Here is a 26,297-nt window from a genome sequence, read left to right on the forward strand (position 1 = left end):
CATCGCACGCAATCGCTTGCGCCCCAACGAAACCCACACTAGCAGGCCCCTTTCCAGAGCAATGCGGAGCGGTGGCCGAGTGGTCGAAGGCGCTCGCCTGGAAAGTGAGTATACGTCAAAAGCGTATCGTGGGTTCGAATCCCACCCGCTCCGCCACCTTCCCGTGTCGACCCGTCTCATACAGGCCTGCAGGGAGCGAGTTGCCGTGGCTTTGCCTCGTGCGGCAGCCGCGCTCCATCCCATGCTGTCCCAGCCAAGCTCACGCTCGATTGGGGCATTCGGGGGGAGGGGGCGAACGAAGTCTTGAGGAGAGGGATGAAAGAAACGCCAGCCAGCGTTGGCGCCGCGGTAGGAGGCGCGTGTGCTACTCCGGACCACCAGCTGGGTCACGCTGGAAGCCTTTAGCGAGATTGCGCCTGTCTGGCGCGCCCGGCGGACCACATGCAGTTGAAGGTCACGTTCAAGCGGGGCAAGCGGTTCGACTTTCTGGTACCACTTTCTCGGCAGGCGATCGATGTGCTTGGGGCGGCTCGTACCCTTGCACCGTGCGGCCGCTCTTGTCCCGAACCAGCATGCCGACGAGTCGATCAGCGATAATGCGACCGCGTGTTTCTACAATTGCCTGGCGGTCTGAGTGAGGCAATCGTCGTAACGGATCGGCCCTGATGGTCGATCATCTCTCGCAATCTTTCTGCGATCGGCAAAAGGTCATTTTTTCCAGAAACCCAATTGGAGCGCGTAAATCAGACGAGTTGGTACGCCGATTGCTGTATGACGAACGGCTGAAGTTAAGCGAAGAAAAGACAGCCGGAAATGACCGCAGGCGGGTCAGCTGGCTCAATTGGGGCGACGGGCTAGAATGTATAGGCCAGCCCGATCGTCCCGAGCCATTGGTCGCGCGACCCGGCGATTGCGACGAGCGGACTGCGCGCGATTTTGCTTTCCATGCGGCCATAGGTACCGCCACCGACGATCTTGATGCCGCGAAGGAGGTCGCCAGTGAGCGAATAGCTGCCGAGCGCGCCAAGCGTCCAGCTCTTGAGGCCAGCGCCGGCCGTGTAGACGGGCAGGCCGCTCGCCGTGCTCTGTGTTGCGGAGACGCTGTAATAGGTCTGGGCATAGCCGCGTTCGACGATGTCCGCGGAGGCGAACAGGCCGATCGCGGCTTTGCGGGACAGCGGCGTGAAATAGGTGATGCTGGGGTTCCAGATGGCACTGTCGTGGACGTTGCTGGTGTCGTGGCGATAGCCGAGCGTGACCGACAGCTTGTCGTACGGGCTGGTCAGCACGCCGGTCTTGCCAATGCCAACATAGCCGCCGAGTTCGACCGCGATGGCTCGCTTGCCGAGCGCGCGGACGCGGAGGTCGTAGATGTTGCTCGATGCACTGCGGTTGAAGTTGAGCTGGACGACAGGGCCGGCTTGAAAATCCCAAATCGGGCCGGGCCTGTCCTTTATCAGGTCGATGCTCAGCTGGTTGCCGGCAAGGACGAACCCATAGCCGTGGATCGCGCCAATCGCGGCCGGGGCGGGGGTGATCCGGTAGTCGTTGGAGCCTTCGTAATCGGGCAGCGCCGCGATGCCGAGACCGACCGATACGGTATCACGGTACGGGTCGGCTGGTTGGTCCTGCGCGTTGGCTGGTCGTGTGACGACGATGGCCAGAATGCTGGCGAGCGTGAACGCTACGGCGCGAGTACAGAGCATGGAAAGATCCTTGGTCTAACGATGAGGGAGAAGTGACCGGCTATCCACCGAGCGCGCGGTGGAGTTGGATGTGGGCGAGCGAGACCGCGACGCGCCTGCGAACGTCCGCCAGTTCCGCCGAAAGTGCCGCTTGACGGGCGTCGAGCAGTTGCGGCGCGCCAACTTCGCCGCGGGCGTAGCGCGCCTCGATCATCACGACCGTTTGGCGCCGGGAGGCAAGATCGCGGTCTGACAGGCCGGCTAGCTCGGCGGCGGCGCGGATTGCGGACAGCGCGTCGTCGACTTCGCGCCAAGCGTTGATGACGGTATCGCGATAGGCAATCGCCGCGGTTCGGTCCTCCGACCGGCGCAGATCGAGCTGCCGCTGCAACCGGCCGCCTGAGAAGATCGGCAGCGACAGGCTCGGCCCGATGCTCGTACTGCGCGCGTTCCAGCCGAAGTCGGAAAGACTCAGGACGTCGATGTCGAACAGGCCGGTCAGGCTGATCTTCGGATAGAAATCCGCTTCGGCGACGCCGATCTGCGCGGTTGCCGCATGAAGCCGGGCTTCGGCCTCGACGATATCGGGGCGGGTCCGGGCAACGTCCGAGGGATTGCGCACCGCCGTCGCCGGGAGGGGGCTGAGCGGTGGTAGCGTCGTACGATCGAACGGGGCAGTATCGGGCGTGCCATCGACGAGGACCGAGAGCGCGCGTTGTGTTGTCGCTGCCCGATGGTCGAGGTCGACGATATCGCCGCGCAGCGTTCGCAGCTTCTCCTCGGCCGCAGCGAGATCGATTGGCGTGCTTAGGCCACGCGCCAGCATCGCGTGCGCGATCGCCACATTACGTTCGGCGAGTTCCACGCCGTCCCGAGTGATGCGGCTCTCGTCCCACAGGCCGCGTAGCTGAAAATAGGTGCGCGCCACCTCGGCCTGGACGGACAGCCGGATGCCGTTTGCAGAGGCTTCGGTCGCTTCGATCGAGGCTTCGGCTGCTTCGGCCTGACGTCGATGACCGCCCCACAGATCGAGTTCCCAGCTCGCGCCGACGCCCGCGCTGTAGAGATCGAAATCGACACCCTTGGGCGGGGTCGTCGTCGGGGTGACGCCGAGCAACGTCTGCGTGACCGAAGCGATCCCCGCCGTGCCAAGCCGCTCGTGACTATAGCCGGCTTGGCCGTCGACCTGCGGTGACCCGGCGGCGCGCGCCTGGCCGCGCTCGATCCGCGCCGCGGTGATGCGCTCGATCGCCGCGGCGATATCGAGGTTCGCTGACCCTGCGCGGGTTTCCAGCGCATCGAGCACCGGATCGTCGAAGCTGCGCCACCAGCGTCCGTCCGTGCTGGCGGGTAAGGCTGCCGATGCCGACGTCGATGCCAATCCCTGCCAGACCGGCGGCAGGATCGCCGCGGGGGGCGTGAAGTTCGGACCCACCGTGCAACCCGCCAGCGTGGCGGCGAGCAGCAGCGAAACCGCGCGCGATACGGTCGGATCATGCATGGTGGTGGTCCTGCAGCGGAAGGCTGGATGGGCGATCGAAGACGAGCGCGTAGAGCGCGGGCAGGGCGACCAGCGTTAGGATCGTCGCGCCGATCAGGCCGCCGATCATGACGATCGCCATCGGCCCCCAGAAGATATTGAAGCAGAGCGGAATGAAGGCGAGGACCGCCGCCAACGCAGTCAGTACAACCGGGCGCGATCGGCCAATCGTCGCGGCGACGATCGCCGGATGCAGGTCCATGCCCTCGGCCTGGTTATGTTGCACCTGATCGACCAGAATGATCGAGGTGCGCATGATCATTCCAGCGAGCGCGATCAGCCCAAGCAGAGCGACGAAGCCGAATGGCGCACCAGTCAGCACCAGCGCCACCACCGCGCCGATCACGCCCAGGGGGGCGGTTGCAAGCACTAACAGCGTCCGGCCGATGCTCTGCAGCTGGATCATCAGCAGCAGAAGCATCAGTCCGAAGGTGATTGGCAGCAGCGCATAGATCGCGTCGTTCGCCTTGGCGGACAGTTCGCCGTCGCCGCCACCCTCGATCCGGTATCCGGCGGGCAGCGATTTCGTGATCGCGGCAACCCGCGCGGCGGCGGCATCGACGATTTCGGAGGCCTGCACGTCGCCGGTCATGTCCGCCTGCACGGTCATGCACAGCGCACCGTCGCGCGTCCACACGATCGGCTGCTCGGTGGTCGCGCCGATCTGCGCGACCTGACCGAGCGGCACCGGACCGCCGGGCGTGCTGACCGCCATATCGCCGAGCCGCCCCGGATCGCCGCGATCCGCCGCCGTGCCGCGCACGACGATGCCGATCCGCTTGGTCCCTTGCAACACATCGCCCGCCGGCTGACCCGACAACATCGTCGCGACCTCGCCCGCCAGCTGCGCACGATCGAGCCCGAGCCGCGCGACCCGATCGCTATCGAGATCGAGCCGCACCGCGACCGACGGCATCCCCCAATCGGCCTGCACCCCGGTCGTCCCCGGCGTCGCGCGGAGCACCGCCTCGATCCGCGCGGCAATCGTACGAAGTACCTCCGGATCGGGGCCGATCACGCGATATTGCACGGGGAAGCCTGCGCTCGGCCCGAGCGACAGGCGGCGGACGTGGAGCTTGGCCTCGGGCGAGGCATGGTTCGCCAGCAACCGCGCGATCACGCGTTCGCGCGCATGCAGATCGGTCGCGACCAGCACCATCGTCGCGGTCGCGGGATCGGGCAAAGACGGGCCGTAGGGCAGATAGAAGCGCGGCGAGCCCTGCCCAATATAGCTGTCGACCTGCGCGACATCGCGGTCGTGCACGATCCCCGTCTCGATCCGTTTCACCGCCACCGATGTGGCGGACAGCGAGGTGCCGGGGCGCAGGCTTACGTCGACGATGATCTCGGGACGGTCGGAGATCGGGAAGAATTGCTGGCGGACCAGCATCGCCCCTGCGAGGCTCGCCACCAGCAGCGCCGTCGTCACCGCGACCACCGTCTTGCGCCGCGCCATGCACGCATCGACCAGCTTGCGCAGCCGCCGATACACCGGCGTGTCGTACATCGCGTCCGCAACGTGGTGCCCCCCCGCCTCGGGCAGCAGCCGCACGCCGAGATACGGCGTGAACACCACCGCGACGACCCAGCTGACCAGCAATGCCGACCCCGTCACCCAGAAGATCCCACCGGCATATTCGCTGGTGGTCGATTGCGCGAACCCGACCGGCAGGAAGCCGACGATCGTCAGCAGCGTCCCCGTCAGCATCGGGAAGGCGGTGTGCGTCCACGCATAAGCGGCGGCATCGGCCCGGCTCGCGCCTTTTTCGAGCTGAACGACCATAGCCTCGACGCTGATGATCGCATCGTCCACGAGCAGCCCGAGCGACAGGATCAGCGCACCGAGCGAGATCCGTTCCAGCCCGATCCCGCTCGCCCCCATGAACAAGGCGACGATCGCGAGCGTCAGCGGTACCGACAGCGCGACCACCACGCCGGTCCGCCACCCCAGCGTCACGAACGCGACGAGCAGCACCACCGTCAGCGCACAGAAGAACTTGATCAGGAACGCATCCACCGCTTCGCGGATGTTCTGGCTCTGGTCCTCGACCTGAGTCATCTTGACCCCGGCGGGCAGCGTGCGGCCGAACGCGGCGGCGACTTGCGACAGTTGCTTGCCGAAGCCGAGACCGTCGGCACCCGGTGCCATCGCGATCGCCAGCACCACCGCGGGCTTGGCCGCATGGCGAACCAAGCCATCGGGCGGATCGGCATAGCCGTTGCTGACCGTGCCGATATCGCCGATCCTGATCGTTCCGTCCGTGCTGGCCACGGCGGTGTTCTCGACCGCATCGATGCCGTCGGCCGCACCGCCGATGCGGACCGGGACGCGCATCGGCCGATCGACGACGCCCGCCGGCGCCACGCTGCTGCGTTTCGCCAAAGCCTGCACCACAGCGTTCGGCGACAGTCCCATCCCGGCGAGCCGGCGGGAGTCGACATCGACGAACAGCCTACGCGGAATCTCGCCGGTGATCTGTACCTTGCCCGCGCCAGGTACGCGGAGCATCGCGTCGCGCGCCTGCTCGGCGAGCGTCACCAGCCGCGCATTGTCCGCGCCGGTCAGCGTGAAGACATAGCCATAGACGTCGGCATAATCGTCATCGGCGGCGACCGAAGCCCCCGCCGGCAAACCTGGCTCGAGATCCTTCAGCTGTTTGCGCACCTGTTGCCAGATCGCCGGCACGCGGTCCTTCGGCGCGCCATCCTTGAGCGACACGCGGATCGCGCAGCGACTGTCGACGCAGTAGGTCTGGAGAAAATCGAGATCTTCGGTCGCGCGCAGGCGACGTTCGATCGGGTCGGCGATTTGCGCGCGCATCTGCGTCGGCGTCGCCCCGGGCCAGGACGCGGCGACGATCACCTCCTTCAGCGTAAAGGTCGGATCCTCGTCGCGGCCGAGTGCGAAGAACTGTGCGGTGCCGGCGGCGAACAGCAGCGCGATCAGGAAGCCGACGAGGGCGGGGTGCCGGATCGCCCAGCGCGACAGATTGAAGCGGTCCATCGCTCAATTGCCGCCGGCGACGAGGCCGGCCATGACGACGTGCTGCCCTTCGGACAGCGTGTCGCCCCCGCTTGCGACGATCCGCTGGCCGTCTGCCAGGCCGGAGACGATCGCATCGTCGCCGCGCAATTCGACCAGATGCACGGGCTGGCGGTGGACGCGGTTGGCGCCCTTGCCGCTGGCGCTCGACAGTGACCAGACATGCGGTTGGCTCCCCTGCGCGCCGAGCGCGGTGAGCGGCACGCGGATCGTCGCCTTGGGGTCGGGCAGTCGCAACGTGAGCGTCGCGGAACTGTTGAATGGGATACTCGAAACATCGCCGAGCACGCTGAACCGCGCGGTCCGCAACCGCAGTGCACCGTCCGCCGCCGGCCCGATCAGCCGCAGGCGGGCTTCGGCGATCGTGTCGGGGGTCGACCAGAAGGTGGCATCGGCCATCGTGCCGCTGCTCAACCGTGTGCGTTCGGGCACGCGAACTTCGATTTCGGGACCGCCCGCGGCCAGCCGGATGACGGTGCTGCCGGCATCGACGATCGTGCCGGACTCGACCGCGCGTTCGGTTACCACCCCGTCTTCGGGCGCGAGCAGTTCCGCGTCGGCAAGAGCGACACGGCGGTGTTCGAATGCCGCACGCGCCGCGTCGCGCTTGGCTGCCGCCGCCTTCGCGGTCAGCGCGCGGTCCTGGACCTCGGCGGTCGACAGCGCGCCGATCCCGTCAAGTCCGGACGCGCGCCGAGCGGCATCGTCTGCCCGGATCGCTTCGGCAGTCGCGGCCGCGAGTTCGGCGCGGGCCTGGCGGGTATCGGCGATCGCTTCGGCGCGCGACAGGCGGGCAAGAAGCTGCCCGGCGCGGACGTGATCGCCGACCTGTACGGTCAATGCGAGCACGCGGCCGCCGGTCTTGAACCCAAGCGCGATATCGCGGCGCGGGCGCAGGACGCCCTCGAACTCGGAGGTCTGACCGCCGGCGCGATGGATCGTGACGACATCGACGAGCGTAGCGTCGGATCTCGGCAACGCGACCGGATCGGAGGAACAGCCGGCGCAGGCGAGGAGGGTCAGACCGATGGCGACCAGCCTTGTCGGGAGCCTACTCGGAAGCTTGGTCGGGGCAGTGGAAATCTTCGGCATCGTCGCGTCCCGTTGGTTGACGCGGTCGCCCTGCCGATCCGGGATGATCCCGGCTTGCTGGTCCTCGAAATCGACCAGTCAGTTTCGAAAACGACTGGTGTTTACGCGTAGGAGCCGACGTCCCTAGCTGCTGAGATTACGCCGTCGAAATGCGCTCGGGGTTTCGCCGAGGCGTTCCTTGAACACGCGGTTGAACATCACGAGGCTGCCGAACCCGGCATCCATCGCGATCGTCAGGATCGGCACGTCTGCCTGCGCGGGGTCGGCCAGCGCGCTGCGGACTTCGGCGATCCGGTGTTCGTTGAGGTAGTCGCTGATGTTGCGATAGCCGAGCCCGCCGTTGATGTGCCGCCGTACGCGGTATTCGGGGGTTTCTACGCGTGCGGCGATCATGCCGATCGTGAGGTCCGGATCGCGGTAGGCGCGGTCTTCGGTCATCATCCTGGACAGGCTCCGGACGAGGGCGGCATCAAGCTGTCCGGGCGCCACGGCCGTCGCGGGGGCCTCACCGACCACGGAGCCGGCATCCGCGCTCAGGAAAACCTCGGGGTGCCGCAATCCGAACAGCAGCGCGGTGATCACGAACGCGCCCATGAACAACCCGGCGGCGGATGCCATCCCGGACTCGGCGAGTTCTCCCGTCGCGCGGCCGACGATCTCGCTGCCCAGCAGCCACAGGATGATGAGCCCGACCGACACCACGAATATCGTCCGCGCCTGCCGCCGCGCTTCGACCAGATCGCCTTGCCGATTGCACCACGCCAGCCACTGCGCATGAATCGCGAACGCAACGCCTGCGAGGTAGACCACGATATCCAGACCCTCGATCGGGGCCGCCAGTCCGCGTCCCTGCAGGCTACCGTAAAAGGTGCAGCACAAATACGCCGCCGTCAGGGCCGTATCGACCGACCTGGGCCTGAACCCATCGTCGAACCACGCGCGCGCGAAGAGCCAGAACAAGGGGATGGCGGCGTTGGCGCACAGGTCCAGCACTGGATCGAACACGGTCGGCGCATGCGGCAGTCCGGCCAGCGTGCCGACTACCGTGCAGAGCGTCAGCGCCAAACCGAATCGGCTCGGTAAGGATGCTGGCGACCGCGCGAACACGACCGCAGCCAGCATCAGCAACCCGATAGCACCGCCGCGAAACAAGAGGTCGAACGCCAGGATCACTGGCTACGATATCGGGTCGTGCTTGGCATGAACGACGAACACCACGGTACTGCTAGTATGTCTAGGACTACCGTTTCCGATTATCGGACGCGGACGGACAACCCATATTCGTGCTAGGTGTTCGCTGCACCTGTCGAGCGCACCGCCCAGGACGAGGACGTTCGGTCGCTCCCGTCGGCGCGCAATGTCTCGGCAAAATACCGGAAAGCAATGCGGGTCGTCATCATACCGACATAACTTGATACCATCGGGAGCCGGAAGAGCGTTTCGCCCTTGAGCAAGCGGAGAGCGATGTGCTGAGACCTTCACAAAAGCCGACGATGACGACCAGCGGCAGCCTGTCTGCGCGGCTCGACCGGCTGCCCGCGACGAGGACGGTATGGATGATCGTCGCGCTGCTCAGCTTGGCGTTCTTCTTCGAACTCTACGACATGCTGCTGTCGGGCTATATCGCGCCCGGTCTTGTCCGCACCGGCATTTTCGGCACGACCACCGCCGGGTTGTTCGGCACGCAAGGGGTCGCCTCGTTCATCGCGGCGTTGTTCGCCGGTCTGACGGTCGGCACGATGGTCGCGGGCGCTTGCAACGATCGGTTCGGGCGACGGGCGGTCTTCACCTGGGCCTTGCTGGGCTACACCGCCGCATCGGTGGCGATGGCGTTCCAGTCGGACGCGATGGCGATCAACGCGTTGCGCTTCTGCGCCGGGATCGGGCTCGGCGTCGAGATGATCACGATCGACACCTATATCTGCGAACTCGTCCCCAGGCATGTCCGCGGTCGGGCGATCGCGCTCAGCCAGACGGTCGGCTTCGTCGCGGTGCCGATCGTCGCGCTGCTGTCGTGGATCCTGGTCCCGCTTGCGCCGCTCGGCCTCGACGGCTGGCGCTGGGTGGTGCTGATCGGCGCGACCAGTGCGATCGCGGTCTGGTATATCCGCCGGGGCCTGCCCGAGAGCCCGCGCTGGCTGGTGCAGAAAGGGCGCTTCGCCGAAGCCGAGGCGATCATTATCGATCTCGAACGACGGATCGCGCAGGAAAGCGGCGCCCCCCTCCCTTCGCCGGCTGCCGACGCCCCGACGGTTCAGGCCGGCCAGTTCGGCGAGATGTTTCGCGCGCCCTATCGCCGCCGCACGATCATGATGATCGTCTTCAACGTCTTCCAGACGATCGGCTATTTCGGGTTCACCAACTGGGTTCCGACATTGCTGATCGAGCATGGCATCCCGGTCACCAAGAGCATGGCCTATACTGCGATCATCGCGCTCGCCGCGCCGGTCGGGCCGATGCTGGGTCTTGCGATCGGCGATCGTTTCGAACGCAAATGGATCATCGTCGCCGGCGCCGCGACGGTCGTGCTCGCCGGCGGACTTTTCGCGGTCGCTACCAATGCGGCGGTGCTGATCCTGCTCGGAATCGTGCTGACCGTCGCGGGCAACACCATCTCGTTTGCGTATCACGCCTATCAGGCCGAAATCTTCCCGACCCGGATCCGCGCCAAGGCGATCGGCTTCGTCTATGCGTTCAGCCGGATCTCGGCGATGCTCAACGCCTTTCTGATCGCGTTCGTGTTGCGCCAGGGCGGAGTCCCGGGCGTGTTCGCGTTCATCGGCGCCGCGTATCTGATCGTGATCGTCGCGATCGGCATGTTCGGCCCTCGTACGGCCAACCGCGCCTTGGAAGACATTGCGGCCTGAAGATTTCCCAACTCGCTTTTTCGTCGACTCGAGCCAGGCGCTCGACCGGCGTGCCGTGATCGTTTCTGGAGGATTTGAATGATCTATCCTGCCTTGGCCCTGCTGGCTGGTCTGTCTGGCGGGAGCCCGCCGGCCGGTGCCGCAACGCTGTCCTCGCATACTTGGCCGGGCGACACGCTTGGCAGGGCGGAGAGCCTCGCCGCCCTCCAGTCGCTCGAACTCATGCTGCTCACGCGGGACAGCGCGACGCTGGCACTCGACGACTGGTGTGCCGCGCATCACATCGCCGCACCGGGCAGCAAGATCGTCGCCGATCGCGACCGGACGATCACGAAGACGCCGAACGCCGATCAACGCCGCCGTCTCGGCGTCACCGACGACGAGCCGATCCGCTACAGGCGGGTCCGGCTGCGCTGCGGTGCGCGCGTCCTGTCGGAGGCCGATAACTGGTACGTTCCGTCGCGACTGACGCCGCAGATGAATGCCGCACTCGACGCCAGCGACATCCCCTTCGGCCGCGTGGTGCAGCCCCTCCACTTCCGCCGCCAGACGCTGTCAGCAAGGCTGCTATGGTCGCCGTTGCCGCCCGGCTGGGACACCGGCGCGCCACTTCCACCCGAAACTGCGACGTTGGATATTCCGCCGTACGTCATCGAGAATCGCGCGCTGCTCGTTACTGCGGCGGGAACGCCGTTCAGCGAAGTGGTCGAGACCTATACGCGCGCCGTGCTCGATTTCGCGCCGCATATACCGGCCAAGGGGGAAGCAGGGCGCGGAGTTACCCATTAGTGTTCCACACCGGACGGATTTTTCCGACGCCCAGGATTCACAAACGTAGCTTTGCCGGCCGGGGTAGCCTCACGATCATTGACCTGGGGGGGGGACGGCCAGACTCTTCACCAGTCTTCGCTGCACTGTCTTGGTCGATCAAATAAAGGACCAACCTTTGCCTTGTGGATGAGCCCGGGATCATCGTGGGCGAAGAGCGATATCGTGATTTTTTTCATCCCGTTACACCGCGTTACGGCGACACAATTCGGCAGGCCGAACCAGGGCTGATTTTTAAATAAATGTTAATTGATCCAGATATATAACTTGCAAACACTTAAAGTGACTTACATAAGTTAAGAACCTGTCGGCTCGATTGGAATGGTCGCCCGGAAGCGTTGAAGGACGCTGCGTACAATTCGTCGTAATTCGATCGTGTTACGTGTCCGCCAAAAATTGTGGACCGAGTTTGACTAAGGCTTCGTCCTCGCTTCGGACGCTTCAGACCTGAACGCCAAAACGACTCCCGCTGCTGCGGATGGGAGACCCGTATTTGCCATCCGCGGTGATTTTCGAGGTGCTTATGTTCAAGTCGACCCTCCGCGTGGCCGCGTTCGCTGCGGCGAATACCGCTGCGCTCATGATATCCGGTCAGGCGGCGCAGGCGCAGGTTCCGGTTGGCGCGGGCGGGCTGCTTCAACAGATTCCGCCGGTGCCCCTGAATGAAAAGTCACCCGCGGACCTCCAGCTGGACCGCAAGTCACCGACTGAGATACCCGCGGCAGGCGGCCCCAAGGCGCTGGTGCGATCGCTCCGCGTGACCGGCGCGACGCTGTTCTCCGAACGCGATCTGGTTGCGGCGTCGACGTTCAGGCCCAACACCGAACTGGATCTGGCGGGACTGAAGACGCTCGCCGCGAACATCACCGGCTATTACAATAGTCGCGGGTATTTTCTCGCGCAGGCCTATCTCCCCGAACAGGATCTGCAGAGCGGCACCGTCACGATCACGGTTCTCGAGGGTCGCTTCGGCGCGGTCGGCGTGAAGAACGAATCGCGGTTGTCGGATCGGGTCGCGAACGGCATCCTCAGCGGTCTCGATGTCGGCGATCCGGTGGCGGTGGCGCCGCTCGAACGCCGTCTGCTGATCCTGTCGGATGTTCCCGGCGTGCGCGTCAGGTCGACGCTCAGCCCCGGCACCGCGGTCGGCACATCGGACCTGTTGGTCGACATCACCCCCGGCGAGAGCATCACCGGCAGCGTCGAGGCCGACAATGCCGGTAGCCGCTATACCGGTGCGTATCGCGTCGGCGGAACGGTCAACTGGAACAACCCGACCGGTTCGGGCGACGTGCTCAGCCTGCGCGCGCTCACGTCGTTCTCGGGCCTCGCATACGGCCGGGCGTCGTATCAGGCGCCGATCGGCAAGGTGACGCTGGGGGTGGCGTATGCGCATCTCGACTATTCGCTCGGCAAGGAATTCGACAGCCTCGACGCGAGCGGCAACGCCGACGTCGCCAGCGTCTATGCCAGCTACCCGTTGATCCGGTCGCGCGCGAACAACCTGTATTTCACCGTCGGCGGCGACATGAAGTGGTTCGAGGACAAGATTGGCGTCGTCGATACCGTCAGCTATCGCCGCGCGCAGGTCCTCAACATCGGTCTGAGCGGCGACGAGCACGACACAGTGCTCGGTGGTGGCTGGAGCGCGTATTCGCTCAGCTATTCGGTCGGCAATCTGGATATCCGCGGCGCGTTCGAGCGTTCGGTCGATGCGCAGACCGCGCGCACCGACGGCCGTTACGGCAAAGTCCAGTTCAGCATTGCGCGGTTGCAGACGATCGCCGGGCCGCTGTCGCTGTTCGCCTCGGCACGCGGCCAGATCGCGTTCGACAATCTCGACATCTCCGAGAAGATGGAGCTGGGCGGCGCCTATGCGGTGCGCGCCTATCCCGAAGGCGAGGCGTATGGTGATCAGGGCTATGTCGCAACCGCCGAAGCGAGAGTTGCGTTGCCGCAGATCCTGCCGGGTTCGCTGCAATTGTTCGGGTTCGTCGACGTCGGCGAGGTCGATTACGTCAAGCATCCATATTTCGACGGGTCCAACCACGCGACCCGCAGCGCGTACGGCGGCGGATTGAGCTGGGCCGGGCCATACGGGATCGCCGCCAAGGCGACCTATGCGCGGAAACTCGGTAGCGCCGATGCGACGTCTGCGCCCGACAAGTCGGGGCGCGCCTGGTTCCAGCTCTCGAAGACGTTCTGATCGCGCAGCCAAACGCTGGCCCCCCGAATTTTGCGGCCAGCCGCCGCTACCAAGGATACCGCTCATGACCCCCATCCCCTCGACGATCAGGAACATCAGCCCTCCCGCACCGGCGGCGATCTCGCGCACGCGGCGGGGCGGGCTGTTCGGGACGACCGGCCTGGCGCGGTTCGCGTGGCTGATCGGCTTCAGCCTCGCGGGCACGATCGCCGCGCGGCCGGTCGAGGCGCAGACGCTGCCGACCGGCGGCGAAGTGGTGGGGGGCCAGGCAAGCATCGCGACCGGCAACAAGTCGCTGACCGTGACGCAGACCAGCGACCGCGCGGCGATCAACTGGCAGTCCTTCTCGATCGGCAAGGGCAAGAGCGTCGTCTTCGACCAGCCCAACAGCAGCTCGGTCGCGCTCAACCGCGTGCTTGGTGCGGACCCGTCGGTGATCCTCGGCAACCTGTCGGCGAACGGCAAGGTGTTCCTGGTCAACGCCAATGGCATCCTGTTCGGCAAGTCGGCGAACGTGAACGTCGGTGGGCTGGTCGCATCGACGCTCAACATTTCCGATGCCGATTTTCTCGCGGGCAAGACCAGTTTCTCCGGCACGAGCAGCGCGAGCGTCCAGAACGACGGCACGATCACCGCCAAGAACGGCTATGTCGCGCTGCTCGGCGCGAACGTCGGCAACACCGGCACGATCAAGGCCAATTTCGGCACCGTCGTGCTGGCGGGCGGGGAGGCGATCACGCTCGACGTCGCCGGTGACGGGTTGCTCAACGTCGTGGTCGACAAGGGGGCGGTGGGCGCTCTGGTCCGCAACGGCGGCTTGGTTCGCGCCGACGGCGGCAAGGTCGTGATGACCGCGCAAGGCGCGGGCGACCTGCTCCACACCGCGGTCAACAACAGCGGAATCGTCGAGGCGCGCACGCTGCAGAACCGCGAGGGCACGATTCTGCTGCTCGGCGACATGAAGACGGGCACCGTCACGGTCAGCGGCGGCCTCGACGCGAGCGCACCGGTCGGTGGCAATGGCGGTTTCATCGAGACCTCCGCCGCCACCGTCAACGTCGCGGACAGCGCCAAGGTCTCGACCGTCGCGCCCGCCGGCACCATCGGCACATGGCTGATCGATCCGCAGGATTACGTCATCGGCGCGGGCGGCAATATTTCCGGCGCGACCCTGTCGGCGCAGCTGGTGACCACCGACATCACGATCAGCACGATCCCGGCGGCGGGCGATACGACGGTCGGCAACGGCGACATCATCGTCAACGACGCGGTCGCCTGGAGCGCATCGGGCACGCCGACGACGCTGCGGCTGAATGCGTTTCGCGATGTGCTGTTCGCTGCGCCGGTCACCGCAACCAACGGCAATATCGTCGCGTGCTGCGGACGCGATGTGAACGTCAACGCGGCGCTGACGACGACCAACGGCAGCATCCTGCTCAACGCGGGTCGCAACGTGAACGTCAATGCGGCGATCAGCACGACCGACGGTAATATCGCATTGTGCGCCGGGCTGGACGTGATGATCGCCGCCGCGGTGACGCTGACCAGGGGGACGACCATCCCCGCGCAGAGCCTCGCCCTGCCGGTCGGGCTGACCTTGATCTCGGGTGGAAACGGCACCGGGCCGGGCGTGAACGGCGGGACGATCGTCTTTGCCGCGCTCGCGCCGCCGACCACGGTGACCGCAGCGCCGGTGACGATCGACTACAACCCGGTATCCTATACGACGCCGACCGACTTCTCGACCAACTTCGTCCTGACGCAGGGGGCGGCGATCACGCAGCGGATGCTGCTGTTCCCGACCGCGCAGAAGACGGCGGACGGCACTAATACCGCAGTGCTCAGCGGGTTCAACACGACCGGTATCTCGGGCACGCCGACCGGCGTGGCGCTCGTCGCCGGCCCGAATGCGACCGCGACGTTCGACAGCACCGCAGCGGGCACCGGGATCGGCGTCAGCTACAGCGGGTATACGCTGACCGGCACGAACGCGACGCAGTACGCGCTGGCGAGCTCGTGCTGCACCACTGGAAACCGCACGACGGGCACGATTACGGCAGCGGCACCTGCGCCCGCCCCCGCACCAGCACCTGCACCGTCGCCGGCACCTGCTCCATCGCCGGCCCCGTCACCCGCGCCAGCGCCGGCACCGGCCCCGTCGCCCGCGCCAGCACCGGCACCGGCACCGGCTCCTGCGCCCTCACCAGCACCGGCACCGGCCCCAGCACCGGCCCCCGCGCCCTCACCAGCACCAGCACCAGCACCAGCACCAGCACCAGCACCAGCACCAGCGCCGTCGCCGGCACCTGCTCCATCGCCAGCCCCGTCACCCGCGCCAGCGCCGGCCCCAGCGCCGGCCCCAGCACCGTCGCCAGCGCCTTCACCTGCTCCCTCGCCGACGCCGACACCGACACCGACACCGACACCGACACCAACTCCGCCGGCTGTGCCCACTCTGCCCTTGCTGCCGACCGCGATCCGGCCGCCGCTCTATGTCCCGCCGGTTCCCGTCAGGTATCCGACCACGCCGGAGGTCGAGATAGTACGCGGTGGTGTGACCCCGCCGGTGCCGGTGTCGCCGCCGATCGTGACGGTGACGGAAATGCCGCCGACGCCCGCGCCGGTCGTCGACCGCCCGTTCGTCCAGCCGACGCCCGTCGCGCCCGCCGTGCCCGTCTATCCGCGCAAGCAGGCGCGGCATTAAGATGCTCGCCCAAGGCCCGTCCGGGACCGGTTTCAACGCGTCTCGATCGTCTCGATACGCCGCAATCCTGGTCGCGGTGGCCTTGGCAAGCGCGCCGTCGATCGCGTTCGCGGGCGACCAGCCAGCCGCTCGATTCGACGGTGAGGTCGCCTCCGCCGATGTCCGCGACACGGCAAACTGGGTGGTGACCTCGCACGACAACCACGCGCTCCCGTTCGTGGTCATCGACAAGGTCAACGCTAAGGTCTTTGTGTTCGACAAGGCGGGCGCGTTGCGCGGTGCTGCACCCGCACTGCTCGGGATGGCGCGGGGCGACGACAGCGTTCCCGGGATCGGCCAGCGCAAACTCGCGACGATCACGCCCGCCGAACGGACCACGCCCGCGGGCCGGTTCGAAGCGTCGCTGGGGCAGGATTTCGACCAGGATATCCTGTGGATCGACTATAACGCCGCGCTGTCGATGCACCGCGTCATCGTCGGTCGCAAGGTCGACAATCGCGCGGGTCGTCTCGCATCGGCGACTGCGAGCGACAACCGGATCTCGTATGGCTGCGTCAACGTCCCCGCTAAATTCTACGACGATATCGTCAAACCGATGTTCGTCGGCACCGTCGGGATCGTCTACATCCTGCCCGAGACGAAACCGCTGCGCACCGTCTTCGCTGTCCCCATTGGGGCGGCCCCCATCGCGGCGGCCCCCACCGCATCCGCCTCGGCTGCGTCCATCGCAACGCCGGGCTGAACCGCGCGGATCGGCCTCATTGGCACCACGGCCGTTCGCGATACCATTTTGTCAGCACATATTTGACGCCGCGCTCGACCGGCATGCCCTGGTGCAGCGACCCGGGGTTCGGCGCGCCATACTCGTCCATGTTGTTCCAGATCACGAGATTGCCCGCTTTCGGCGCGATCGCCACGCCCGCGGTCGGATAGTTGGTCCGGCCGCCCGCCTCGGGTTCGTTGAGGAAGGTCATTGCCGACCAGGTCCGCTGGCCGCCCATCGTCACCTGATCCTGCCAATAGCGCTGGCCGGTATCGAAATAATCGTGATGCGGCTTGAACTCCTGGCCGACTGCATAGCGTTGCCCTTGCAGCGCTTCGCCGTAGCGCGGCTCTAGCCCGGTCAAGGCGTCCAGCTTGGTTTCGACCGCCGTCACCGCGTCGGGGCCGGGATAGAGATAGCAGGTCTCGCTCGTCCGGTACGACGGCACCGGCGAGTCCGCAACGACCGGCGACGGGACGCGATTGGCATCGATCAGCGCGATCAGTGCGGCGCATTCGTCGAGCGTCAGGAAGTTGCGGACGATATACAGTTCGACGCCGTTCGCCGGCATCCTGACCGCCTGCGGATAACAGAGGATCCGTTCGCGGACGTCGGCGGCCGAGTCCGATCGTGCCAATGCTTCGAACTGACCGTCGCGACGATCGTCAGGACTTTTCGGGGAAGAATTCAACGCAAAATCCTCGCTTCGGCCAATCGATGAGCCATGGTTAACACCGGATTCCGCCGTCGGATTACGCGGAAAAACGATCAAACATGATTAACGTATAATTTAGGTTATTAAACTTAGATCAATATCTTACAACGTGCATCCTTATCCAATTACTTACGTTTATCTTATACGACCAACACAGGTTAGGTTCGCTGAGCGACTGGGTCGCGGAAGCCCTCTGATGGATGCGCGCAAGCCGCACCAGACCGAAGAGTTAGGGAACATCCCATGCTCCGCTGCCGGCAGGAGCCAAGGTGACGTGATTTAACGGACATCGGCGGAGACCTACCATGCAACCGAGATTCTATCCGGACGCGGGATCATCACTATACGGGCACGCACTGCCAAGGGCGAAACGCGTCGCATCTTTTGGACGCTCGCTAACCCGCGACGGCCATATATTACCCCGTGCTGGACAGCCCGCCGATCATACCGCATCGGCCACGGATCGTTCACACGCAGCCAGACAGTTGGTGCCTTGCCTGCAAGGCATCTGCAATGCCGTGCCGCTGTCCTTCGTTCTATGGACTGCCATCCTCTTCGTCTGCTTCGGCTAGCGCTCTCGGCCGGGCCGCCGCGCCTCGCACCAAGCTCGCGATCACATCTCCCGCTCTTGCTCGTCCCTGCCTCTCGCGGGGCCAGGATCATCATGTCAAAAAAACTTCTAGCGGTCGCTGCGGCGTCGCTCCTCGCCCTCGTAGCGCAACCTGCCGCCGCGCAGACGCTGATCCTGCCCGGTGCGCTGCTGTTGGCGGGATACCGCGCGACGTGCGGCCCCGTGGATACGATGATCCAGCCGATCGACGACATCGCGTCGGCCTATAAGGGCCGCATCTATCTGCACCCGCGTCTGCTCAACATGCCCCGCGCGCAGCAACTCTTCTGGTACACCCACGAATGCGCGCACCAGATCTTCGGACCGGGTGAAGCTGCGGCGGATTGCTGGGCGGTGCAACAGGGCAAGATCCAGGGGTGGTTGTCTCCCGGCGAGTTCGACCGCCTTTCGAAATCGATGCGCGATTTCCCCGGCGACGCGACGCATGCCGATGGCCGTGGCCGCATCACTTATATGCAGACCTGTTACGCTCGCTGATCTGCGGCAAGTATCCTGACGTTCGTGTTGAGACACGCGCCCGCAAACCAGTCTGCGTCCGAAGTACATAGACCGTCGTATCTGCCGGAGCAGCAGCAGGATGTGCTCCAATGACCGCCAAACCGGGTACGATTACGCTACCGGCGCAGAGTGACGGGGTCCGATACATTCTCGTCGTCACCAAACAGGCGGTCGAACAGGCCAAGGGCGAGGCGGTCGACAGCGAACAATTCTGCGAATGGGTGGGCGCGCACCATGATCTTCTGCAGTCGATCGGCGACCGCGTCCGCCCCCGACCGACCAGCGTCGGTGCACGGGTCTACATCAAGAGCCACCACTTCAACCTCTGACCAGCCGTGATCGCACCGGATGGCCGAGCGGCTGCCGTCTCGACCTTCGCCGCTAGGCCGGGTCACGCGGTGCTGCTGGCCCTTTCGCTGTTTTCGCGCTCCCGCTGGGGCGATGCGGTGGCGTCACTGTCCCGGACCAGCCAACGATAGAGGCTCGGGAGCAGCAGCAGCGTCAGCAGCGTCGAGGTGACAATTCCGCCGATCACGACAGTCGCCAGCGGCCGCTGTACCTCCGCGCCCGCGCCGCTCGCAATCGCCATCGGGACGAAGCCGATCGATGCGACCAGCGCGGTCGACAGCACCGGGCGGAGGCGATCGCGTGCGCCCTCGCGGACTGCATCGTCGACGGTGCGCGGGTCGCCGTCGCGGCCGTCGCGGAGCGAATTGATGTGGTCGACCAGCACCAGCCCGTTGAGCATCGCGATCCCCGACAGCGCGATGAAGCCGATCGCTGCGGTGATCGAGAACGGCATCCCGCGCAGCCACAGCGCCAGCACGCCGCCGGTCACCGCAAACGGGATGCCGGTATAGACGATCGCCGCCTCCTTCACGCTGCCGAGCGCGGCGTAGACCAGCAGGAAGATCAACACGAGCGCGGCGGGAACGACGATCGACAGGCGCTTCTGCGCGGCTTCCAGTTGGTGGAACTGGCCGCCGAACTCAATCCGGTAGCCCGGCGGGAGCTTGACCTGGCCGTCCACCGCGGCACGCGCTTTCGTGACGTAGCCGGCGAGGTCGCTGGTGTTGAGCGTGACCATCAGCGCCGCGCGCCGCTTGCCGCCGTCGTGGAGGATCGGCTCGACCTTCGGCGTCACGCGCAGTCGGGCGACGCGCGACAGCGGCACCATGCCATACTCGCCGACGCGCAACGGCAGTGCGAGGATCGCGGCGGGATCGGCGCGCAGGTTTTCGGGCATGCGGACGACGATCATGTGGCGCGCCTCGCCCTCGGGGATGAAGCCGACTTCGGCGCCGGCGATCGCGTCGGTGATTGCCGTGTTCACTTCGGCGGTGCCGAGGCCGAGGCGGAGCATCGCGGCGTGATCGAGTTCGACGACGACGCTCTTGGGGCGACCGGCGGTTTCGAATTCGACATGCTCGGTGCCGGGTTGCGTGTCGAGGATCGCCTTGGCCTGTTTCGCGGCGCGTTCGAGGACGTCGTAATCCTCGCCGAAGATCTTCACCGACACGTCGGCGCGCACGCCTTCGAGCATCTCGTTGAAGCGCATCTCGATCGGCTGTGCGAACTCGAAGCTCTGGCCCTTGTAGACCTGCCGGCCGATCTTCTCGATCCCCGCGACGAGTTCGTCCTTGGTCTTCGGCTTGCCGTCGCCGGTCGGCCAATCCTTTTCGGGCGCGTAGAAGATGTAGAGGTCGTTCTCGTTGGGCGGCATCGGATCGGTCGCGACCTCGCTCGTGCCGATCCGCGAGAAGATGTGGCTGACCTGGGGGAATTGACGGCGGATCTGGCGCTCGGTTTCCTGTTCGATCGCGAGGCTGCGGTCGAGCGACATGCCGACCGGGCGATAGACCATCGCGGTGATCGATCCCTCGTCGAGCTGCGGCGTGAACTGCGAACCCAAAGTCTTGAACACCCCGAACGTGACCGCGAGCATGACCAGCGCGCCGATCACCAGCAGCTTGGGATGGGCGAGCGCGCGCTCCAGCGTCGGTGCATAGCCGCGCTCGGCGAGTCCGATCAGGCCCTTGTGGCGGGTGTCGTCGTGCTCGCTCGCTGGTGCGCGGAGCAGCCAGGCGGACAGCGCGGGGACGACCGTGAACGTCCAGACGAGGCCCGCGAAGATCGCCAGCATGACCGCCTGCGCCATCGGCTGGAACAGCTTGCCCTCGACTCCGCCGAGGCTGAGGACGGGGACATAGACGAGCGCGATGATCGCGATGCCGAACATCGTCGGTCGCGCCACCATTCGCGCTGCGTCCGCCACCGTTTCGCGGCGTTCGTCGGGCGTGAGGTCTCCACCCTTGGCGCGGCGGCGCTCGGCGAGCAGCCTCAGGCTGTTCTCGACCACCACAATCGCTCCGTCGACGATCAGACCGAAGTCGAGCGCGCCGAGGCTCATCAAGTTTCCCGACACGCCGATCGCGTGCATCCCCGAGACGGTGACGAGGAAGGCGAGCGGGATGACGATCGTCACGATCAGCGCCGCACGCCAATTGCCCATCACCAGCAGCAGCACGAGCGCGACGAGCAGTGCGCCTTCGCCGAGATTATGCTCGACCGTCGAGATCGTCCGGTCGACCAGGTCGGCGCGGCTATATTGCTGGTGGACGACCATGCCCCTGGGCAGCGCCGACTGGATATCGGGCAGCGCGTCCTGCACCCGCAGCGCAACCTCGCGGCTGTTCTGCCCGACCAGCATCATCACGGTGCCGAGCACGGTCTCGCGCCCGTTCTGCGTCGCAGCGCCTTGTCGCGGCGCCGATCCGATCACGACGTCGGCGAGATCGCGGACCTGGAGCGGCAGGATTCCTCCTGCGAACTTCACCGGGATCGCGCCGATATCGGTCGCGCTCGTCACACGCCCGTTGGTGAGGACGGTAAAGCGCTCGGCGCCCCGCGCGATAATGCCGCCGCCCGCATTCTCGACGTTCTTGCCGACCGCCTGCGCGAGTTCGGCCGCGGTCACGCCGTGCATCGTAAGGCGGCGCGGATCGGGTTCGACAACGAACTGCTGTTCGAGACCGCCATTGGTGTTGACGTCGGCGACGCCGGTGACCGCGCGCAGCATCGGCCGGACCGTGTATTCTTGCGCCTCGTACAACTCCATTAGCTGGCGTTGCGCGTCCATCCCCGCCGGCGGTCGCTTCCATTCGAGCGTGTAGTAATAGATCTCGCCGAGGCCGGTGGTGATCGGCGCGAGCTGTGGCGAGGCGCCCGGCGGCAGCTGGTCGCGGACCGCGTTCAGCCGCTCGGTGACGAGCTGGCGCGCGCGCATCTGGTCGGTGCCGTCCTTGTAGAGCAACGTCACCTGGCTGAGCCCGGTCTTGGTCAGCGAGCGCGTTTCCTCGAGCCCCGGCTGGCCCGCCATCGCGCGCTCGATCGGCAGCGTCGCGAGGCGCTCGATCTCCTCGGGCGCGAGCGCGGGGACCATCGTGTTGACCTGCACTTGCACCCCGGTGATGTCGGGGATCGCGTCGATTTGGAGATTGGCGAACGACCACAGGCCGACCGCCGCGATCAGCGCGGTCACCACCGCGATCGCCAGCCGGCGTCGCGTGACGAAATCGAGGAGGCCCCCCATCATAGAACGGGCGATCATCGGGCGAGCGCGGTGCCGCCGTTGAGCGCGCGCAACTGGAGCAGCGCCTCGATCGCCTCGCGCCGCGTATCGAGCACGGCGTTGGTCCCCTCGATATAGGATTGCTGCATCTGCATGTAGATCGCGAGCGGGATCGCGCCGAGCTGGAAGTTGCGATTGGCCTCGTCGGCGGCATCGGCAAAGCTGCGCGGCGTGGTGCCATCCCATTTGCCGAGCGCGGATCGCTTCGCCTCATATTGCGCGGCCTGGTCGAACACGTCGCGCGCGATGCGGCGCTCGGCATTGACCAGCGTCGCGTTCGCCTGCGCCTGCCGACCCTGCTCGACCGCGACCTCGCCCGCCTGCCGGTTCCACAGCGGGATCGTCGTCGACAGGCGCACGCCGTAATTGGTTTCGCGGATGTCGGAGCGCGCGCGGTCGTAATAGGGGCCGATGCCGATGGTCGGGATGCGCGCCTTCCGCGCGAGATCGACGCGCAGGCCCTGCTGCTCGAATTGTGCCCGCAGCGCCTTCAGCTCGAAATTGTTCGCGGTGGCGTTCGCCGCCAAGGTCGTGCCCGAGGGGAGATCGGGGAGCGCCATGTCGGGGCGGACGATCCGCAGCCGCGCGGCGAACGGCGCGCCGCGCAACTGGTTGAGTTCGTACAGCGCCGAGTTCGCCTCGGCATCGGCCATCGCCGCGGTCCGCTCCGCGCTGATCGCCCCCGCCTGCAGCGAGGCGGCTTCGAGGCGCGGGGCGGGGCCGGCCGGATCGCGCGAGACGATTACGCGCGCCAGTGCTCGCATCCGCGTCGCGACTTCGCGCGCGACGCCCGCCTTCTCGTCGGCAGCAAACAGCCCGTAGCCGAGCGACCGCGCGCGTGCCGCCAGCGTCGCGTCGAACTGCTGGAGACCCATCTTCGCGAGCTCCACCTGCCGCTCGGCGATCGCGCGGCGCAGCGCGATGCGGCCGCCAAACTCGATCGGCTGGACCACCGAGACGGCATAGGTCAGTCCGTCGCCGAGCGGCATCCCCGTGGTGCGGTCGTCGGCACGGCGCTGGCCGAACTCGACGACGGTCTCGGGGTCGGCCCAGCGTCCCGCCGCCGACCGCTCGACGCCCGCAGTCTCGATCTGGCGCTGGTAGAATTGCCGTTCGGGATTGTTGGCGACGACGTCCTGCGCCAGCCGATCGAGCGAAATCGCGGCGCCGGCCGGGGTCTGCGCATACGCGGCGGTCGGCATGACGGCGCCAGCCATGAGGGCCAAGGCAACAATCCGCATTACGTGCTTCTCCAAGGACATACCCTTGGAAAATCGGTAGCGGAGGGCTTGGCGGCGCGTCGATTAAATCCGCGTTCAGAGTCTGAACTGCAATTCAATTGACGGCGCGTCCCCCGGACTGCGAACTGGTCCCATGACGCATATCCTGCTCATCGAGGACGATGCCGGCACCGCGCACGAGATCACGCTCGAGCTGGCGGCGAACGGCTATGCGGTGACTCATCACGCGCTGCTCGCGGACGGTTTCGCCGCGGCGCAGGACGACGGCGTCGACCTGCTGATCGTCGATCGCCAGCTTCCCGATGGCGAGGGGCTCGACCTGATCGCGCGGCTGCGCGCCGAGAGGCGGCGGACGCCCGCGCTTGTGCTCAGTGCGCTCGGCAGTCTCGACGACCGGGTGCGGGGGTTGCGTGCGGGGGGCGACGACTATCTCCCCAAACCGTTCGCGCTGGTCGAGCTGATCGCGCGCGTCGAGGCGTTGCTGCGGCGGCCCAACGAGACGCGCGACACGCGGCTGATCGTCGGCCCGCTCGATCTCGACCTGCTGGCGGGGACTGCGACCAGGTCGGGGCGGGCGCTCGACCTGTTGCCGCGCGAGTTGAAGCTGCTCGATTATCTGGTGCGCCGCCCCGACCGGATCGTCACGCGATCGATGCTGTTGCGCGACGTGTGGGGCTATACTTTCGAGCCCAACAGCAACGTCGTCGACGTCCATATGGGCCGCCTGCGCCGCAAGGTCGACGGCGAGGGCGAGCCGCAACTGATCCGCAACGTCCGCGGGCAGGGCTATGTATTCGATGTCCCGCTCTAACCCGCGATCGCGCGCGACATGGCGGTGGGGCGGGGCGATCGCGGCATTGCTGATCGTCCAGTCGCTGGTCGTCGCCGGACTGTTCTGGGTGCTGGCGAACGGCAGTCATCAGCGGATGGCGGAGCGCGGTTTCGCGCGGGATTGCCGCGATCTGGCTGCAACGGCGGCGCCGATGCGGCCGTCGGCGGTGCGGGCGATGCTGACGCGCGATATCCACCGCGATCGCTTCCTCGCGCTGTTCGCCGCCGACGGCACGCTGATCGAGGGTAATATCGCGCGCCTGCCCGTGCCGGCGATCACGCGAGGATCGGTGATCGCCGACGTCGAGACGACCGAACTGCCGGGCAAGACCCGCGACACCGCGCGGCTGGTCGTGTGCGCGATGCCCGACGGGACGCGGCTGGTGACCGGCGTCGATCTCGACGATGCGGAGGAGGCGTTGCGGGTGGTCGAGCGGTCGCTCGCGATCGCGCTGATCCCCGCGATCCTGCTGGCGATCGGGTTCGGGCTCGCCGCCGGGCGACGCGCGGCGCGGCAGGTCGACGCGGTGCGCAAGCTGACCGCGCGGATCGTCGCGGGCGATCTGGCGGAGCGCCTGCCGGTCGGGCCCGATCCCGACAGCTTCGGGCTGCTCTGTGCGCATATCAACGCGATGCTCGACCGGCTCCAGCTGCTCGTCACCGAGGTTCGCGGCGTCGGTGACGATATCGCGCACCAGTTGCGCACGCCGCTGACCCGTCTACGTGCACGCGTCGAGCGTGGGCTGCGCGAGGCGCATACCCGTGCGCAGTTCGAGGCAGTCGCCGATGCCGCGCTGGCAGAAGTCGACACGCTGCTCGGGATCGTCGCGGCGCTGCTGCGGATCCGCGAGTTGGAGGATCATGCGCGTCGCAGTCGCTTCGCCGCGGTCGATCTCGCGCGGCTCGCGGAGGATGCGTGCGAACTCCACCGGCCGACCGCGGAGGATCGCGGGATCGACCTGACTTGCGAGATCGCCACGACCGCCTCGGTCGAGGGCGATGCGAGCCTGCTCATGGAAGCGGTCTCGAACCTGATCGACAACGCGATGAAGTTCGGTCCCCCGCACGGTCGCGTCCGGCTGTCGTTATGGCAGGAGGGCGAGCGCGTCGTCGTCACCGTGGCCGACGACGGGCCGGGCGTGCCGATCGCCGAGCGGTCGCTCGTCACGCAGCGCTTCTATCGCGGGCGGCAGGATTGCGACGGTGCCGGGCTCGGGCTCAGCCTGGTCAAGGCGATCGCCGACCTGCACGGCTTCGCGCTGCGGTTCGCCGAGGTCGGCAGCGCGGTCTCGCTGGTGGCTCCGGCCCGCGCGGACTGAGGTCAGAACCGCATCGCCACGTCGATGCCGCCTCCGCCCGATCCGGCCCAGGGCGTCAGTCTAACGCGGTCGTCGTGGCGCGAGGTCAGCAGGAACCCGCTGGCACCGCCGATCACCGCGCCGGCCAACACGTCGTGGACGTAATGCTTGTCGGCCCGGACGCGCGCGACGCCGACGAACGACGCGACCAGCAAAGCGGGCAGTCCCGCCTCCCAGCCATAGCGCTTTTCGAGCGAGGCGGCCGCGGCGAACGACACCGACGTGTGCCCCGACGGAAAGCTCTTGTCGTCGCTCCGATCCGGGCGGCGCTCGTGGATCAGTTCCTTCAGCGCAAACGTGGTGCCGCCCGCGACGAGCATGCTGCCACCCGCTTCGAGATCGCCGCGCCAGTCGCCCTGGATCGCCGGCACGCCGAGCGCAGCACCGACGAGAAGGTCGCGACCGACATCGCTGGCATTGGCCCAGCCTTTCGGGTCGGCCATTGCGGGCGACGCCCATGCTACCGGCGCGAGAACAGCCAGCGCGGCAATCGCGACGGTCCGTCCGCGGCGAACCGGCTTCGCGGGGTCGGCCGATCGCGCGGTAGCGTCGGGGACGGCGGCGTAACGGTCGCAAATCAGCGCGATCGGCGCAGCATCTTTCATTGTCATCCTCCCAGATGCAGGTAAGACGCCGCCCGGACGCTCCCCCCTCAGTCCGCAAA

18 protein-coding genes and 1 tRNA gene are annotated in these 26,297 nt (G+C 66.6%); 10 read left to right on the forward strand and 9 right to left on the reverse strand.

Annotated elements, in window-relative coordinates:
• The first annotated feature begins 65 nt into the window (after positions 1–65).
• Positions 66–156: transfer RNA gene (locus ACLBWL_RS03125), tRNA-Ser, on the forward strand.
• Between the two features lie 698 nt (positions 157–854).
• Here ACLBWL_RS03125 and ACLBWL_RS03130 read toward each other — a convergent pair.
• The 5 genes from ACLBWL_RS03130 to ACLBWL_RS03150 all read right to left on the reverse strand — a co-directional run bounded on the left by ACLBWL_RS03130 (position 855) and on the right by ACLBWL_RS03150 (position 8,533).
• The gene (locus tag ACLBWL_RS03130; protein WP_447790143.1) at positions 855–1,706 is read right to left on the reverse strand and encodes a MipA/OmpV family protein; all 852 of its coding nucleotides are present in this window, start codon (positions 1,704–1,706) and stop codon (positions 855–857) included.
• 40 nt (positions 1,707–1,746) lie between these two features.
• Positions 1,747–3,186, reverse strand: a complete 1,440-nt coding sequence (locus ACLBWL_RS03135; RefSeq protein ID WP_447790145.1) for an efflux transporter outer membrane subunit — start codon at positions 3,184–3,186, stop codon at positions 1,747–1,749.
• Positions 3,179–6,229, reverse strand: a complete 3,051-nt coding sequence (locus ACLBWL_RS03140; RefSeq protein ID WP_447790147.1) for an efflux RND transporter permease subunit — start codon at positions 6,227–6,229, stop codon at positions 3,179–3,181. Before ACLBWL_RS03140 ends, ACLBWL_RS03135 begins: the two co-directional genes overlap by 8 nt.
• 3 nt (positions 6,230–6,232) lie before the next feature.
• On the reverse strand, positions 6,233–7,360 hold the full coding sequence (locus tag ACLBWL_RS03145) for an efflux RND transporter periplasmic adaptor subunit (RefSeq protein WP_447790149.1): 1,128 nt from the start codon (positions 7,358–7,360) through the stop codon (positions 6,233–6,235).
• Between the two features lie 123 nt (positions 7,361–7,483).
• The gene (locus ACLBWL_RS03150) at positions 7,484–8,533 is read right to left on the reverse strand and encodes a helix-turn-helix domain-containing protein (protein ID WP_447790151.1); all 1,050 of its coding nucleotides are present in this window, start codon (positions 8,531–8,533) and stop codon (positions 7,484–7,486) included.
• Positions 8,534–8,826: 293 nt separating this feature from the next.
• Between ACLBWL_RS03150 and ACLBWL_RS03155 the strand changes: the two genes are divergently transcribed.
• The 5 genes from ACLBWL_RS03155 (at position 8,827) to ACLBWL_RS03175 (ending at position 16,707) form a co-directional block, all read left to right on the forward strand.
• A complete protein-coding gene (locus ACLBWL_RS03155) occupies positions 8,827–10,227 on the forward strand; it encodes an MFS transporter (RefSeq protein WP_447790153.1) in 1,401 nt (466 codons plus the stop codon).
• Between the two features lie 78 nt (positions 10,228–10,305).
• On the forward strand, positions 10,306–11,016 hold the full coding sequence (locus ACLBWL_RS03160) for a hypothetical protein (RefSeq protein WP_447790155.1): 711 nt from the start codon (positions 10,306–10,308) through the stop codon (positions 11,014–11,016).
• Positions 11,017–11,578: 562 nt separating this feature from the next.
• Positions 11,579–13,261, forward strand: coding sequence for a ShlB/FhaC/HecB family hemolysin secretion/activation protein (locus ACLBWL_RS03165; protein WP_447790157.1), 1,683 nt, complete (start codon positions 11,579–11,581; stop codon positions 13,259–13,261).
• Positions 13,262–13,325: 64 nt separating this feature from the next.
• Positions 13,326–15,965: a two-partner secretion domain-containing protein gene (locus tag ACLBWL_RS03170; protein WP_447790159.1), complete on the forward strand. Its 2,640-nt coding sequence runs from the start codon at positions 13,326–13,328 to the stop codon at positions 15,963–15,965.
• A 76-nt stretch (positions 15,966–16,041) separates the two neighbouring features.
• On the forward strand, positions 16,042–16,707 hold the full coding sequence (locus ACLBWL_RS03175) for a L,D-transpeptidase (protein ID WP_447790161.1): 666 nt from the start codon (positions 16,042–16,044) through the stop codon (positions 16,705–16,707).
• A 16-nt stretch (positions 16,708–16,723) separates the two neighbouring features.
• Here the strand turns inward: ACLBWL_RS03175 and ACLBWL_RS03180 are convergent, their stop codons facing one another.
• Positions 16,724–17,419: a prolyl hydroxylase family protein gene (locus ACLBWL_RS03180; RefSeq protein ID WP_447790163.1), complete on the reverse strand. Its 696-nt coding sequence runs from the start codon at positions 17,417–17,419 to the stop codon at positions 16,724–16,726.
• Positions 17,420–18,107: 688 nt separating this feature from the next.
• On the opposite strand from ACLBWL_RS03180, the gene ACLBWL_RS03185 reads away from it, so the two are divergent.
• Both ACLBWL_RS03185 and ACLBWL_RS03190 read left to right on the forward strand, forming a co-directional pair.
• A complete protein-coding gene (locus ACLBWL_RS03185; RefSeq protein ID WP_447790165.1) occupies positions 18,108–18,551 on the forward strand; it encodes a hypothetical protein in 444 nt (147 codons plus the stop codon).
• A 110-nt stretch (positions 18,552–18,661) separates the two neighbouring features.
• Complete coding sequence (locus tag ACLBWL_RS03190) at positions 18,662–18,901, forward strand: hypothetical protein (RefSeq protein ID WP_447790166.1); 240 nt, start codon at positions 18,662–18,664, stop codon at positions 18,899–18,901.
• Between the two features lie 62 nt (positions 18,902–18,963).
• On the opposite strand, the gene ACLBWL_RS03195 is transcribed toward ACLBWL_RS03190, so the two are convergent.
• Both ACLBWL_RS03195 and ACLBWL_RS03200 read right to left on the reverse strand, forming a co-directional pair.
• Complete coding sequence (locus ACLBWL_RS03195; protein WP_447790168.1) at positions 18,964–22,167, reverse strand: efflux RND transporter permease subunit; 3,204 nt, start codon at positions 22,165–22,167, stop codon at positions 18,964–18,966.
• An 11-nt stretch (positions 22,168–22,178) separates the two neighbouring features.
• Entirely contained in the window at positions 22,179–23,420 is a 1,242-nt protein-coding gene (locus tag ACLBWL_RS03200; RefSeq protein WP_447790170.1) for a TolC family protein, read from the reverse strand.
• A gap of 157 nt (positions 23,421–23,577) precedes the next feature.
• Here ACLBWL_RS03200 and ACLBWL_RS03205 point away from each other — a divergent pair, with 157 nt between their 5' ends.
• Both ACLBWL_RS03205 and ACLBWL_RS03210 read left to right on the forward strand, forming a co-directional pair.
• A complete protein-coding gene (locus ACLBWL_RS03205) occupies positions 23,578–24,255 on the forward strand; it encodes a response regulator transcription factor (protein WP_447790172.1) in 678 nt (225 codons plus the stop codon).
• Complete coding sequence (locus ACLBWL_RS03210) at positions 24,242–25,594, forward strand: sensor histidine kinase (protein ID WP_447790174.1); 1,353 nt, start codon at positions 24,242–24,244, stop codon at positions 25,592–25,594. The genes ACLBWL_RS03205 and ACLBWL_RS03210 overlap by 14 nt, the downstream gene beginning before the upstream one ends.
• Before the next feature lie 2 nt (positions 25,595–25,596).
• On the opposite strand, the gene ACLBWL_RS03215 is transcribed toward ACLBWL_RS03210, so the two are convergent.
• Entirely contained in the window at positions 25,597–26,238 is a 642-nt protein-coding gene (locus ACLBWL_RS03215; protein ID WP_447790176.1) for a phosphatase PAP2 family protein, read from the reverse strand.
• Between the last annotated feature and the right edge of the window lie 59 nt (positions 26,239–26,297).

Source organism: Sphingomonas sp. M1A8_2b, assembly GCF_053345535.1.

Coding starts and splice junctions, on each gene's coding strand:
- ACLBWL_RS03130 (WP_447790143.1), bottom strand. CDS start 1,706: ATGCTCTGTACTCGCGCCGTAGCGTTCACGCTCGCCAGCATTCTGGCC.
- ACLBWL_RS03135 (WP_447790145.1), bottom strand. CDS start 3,186: ATGCATGATCCGACCGTATCGCGCGCGGTTTCGCTGCTGCTCGCCGCC.
- ACLBWL_RS03140 (WP_447790147.1), bottom strand. CDS start 6,229: ATGGACCGCTTCAATCTGTCGCGCTGGGCGATCCGGCACCCCGCCCTC.
- ACLBWL_RS03145 (WP_447790149.1), bottom strand. CDS start 7,360: ATGCCGAAGATTTCCACTGCCCCGACCAAGCTTCCGAGTAGGCTCCCG.
- ACLBWL_RS03160 (WP_447790155.1), top strand. CDS start 10,306: ATGATCTATCCTGCCTTGGCCCTGCTGGCTGGTCTGTCTGGCGGGAGC.
- ACLBWL_RS03165 (WP_447790157.1), top strand. CDS start 11,579: ATGTTCAAGTCGACCCTCCGCGTGGCCGCGTTCGCTGCGGCGAATACC.
- ACLBWL_RS03170 (WP_447790159.1), top strand. CDS start 13,326: ATGACCCCCATCCCCTCGACGATCAGGAACATCAGCCCTCCCGCACCG.
- ACLBWL_RS03185 (WP_447790165.1), top strand. CDS start 18,108: ATGTCAAAAAAACTTCTAGCGGTCGCTGCGGCGTCGCTCCTCGCCCTC.
- ACLBWL_RS03190 (WP_447790166.1), top strand. CDS start 18,662: ATGACCGCCAAACCGGGTACGATTACGCTACCGGCGCAGAGTGACGGG.
- ACLBWL_RS03195 (WP_447790168.1), bottom strand. CDS start 22,167: ATGATGGGGGGCCTCCTCGATTTCGTCACGCGACGCCGGCTGGCGATC.
- ACLBWL_RS03200 (WP_447790170.1), bottom strand. CDS start 23,420: ATGGCTGGCGCCGTCATGCCGACCGCCGCGTATGCGCAGACCCCGGCC.
- ACLBWL_RS03205 (WP_447790172.1), top strand. CDS start 23,578: ATGACGCATATCCTGCTCATCGAGGACGATGCCGGCACCGCGCACGAG.
- ACLBWL_RS03210 (WP_447790174.1), top strand. CDS start 24,242: ATGTCCCGCTCTAACCCGCGATCGCGCGCGACATGGCGGTGGGGCGGG.
- ACLBWL_RS03215 (WP_447790176.1), bottom strand. CDS start 26,238: ATGAAAGATGCTGCGCCGATCGCGCTGATTTGCGACCGTTACGCCGCC.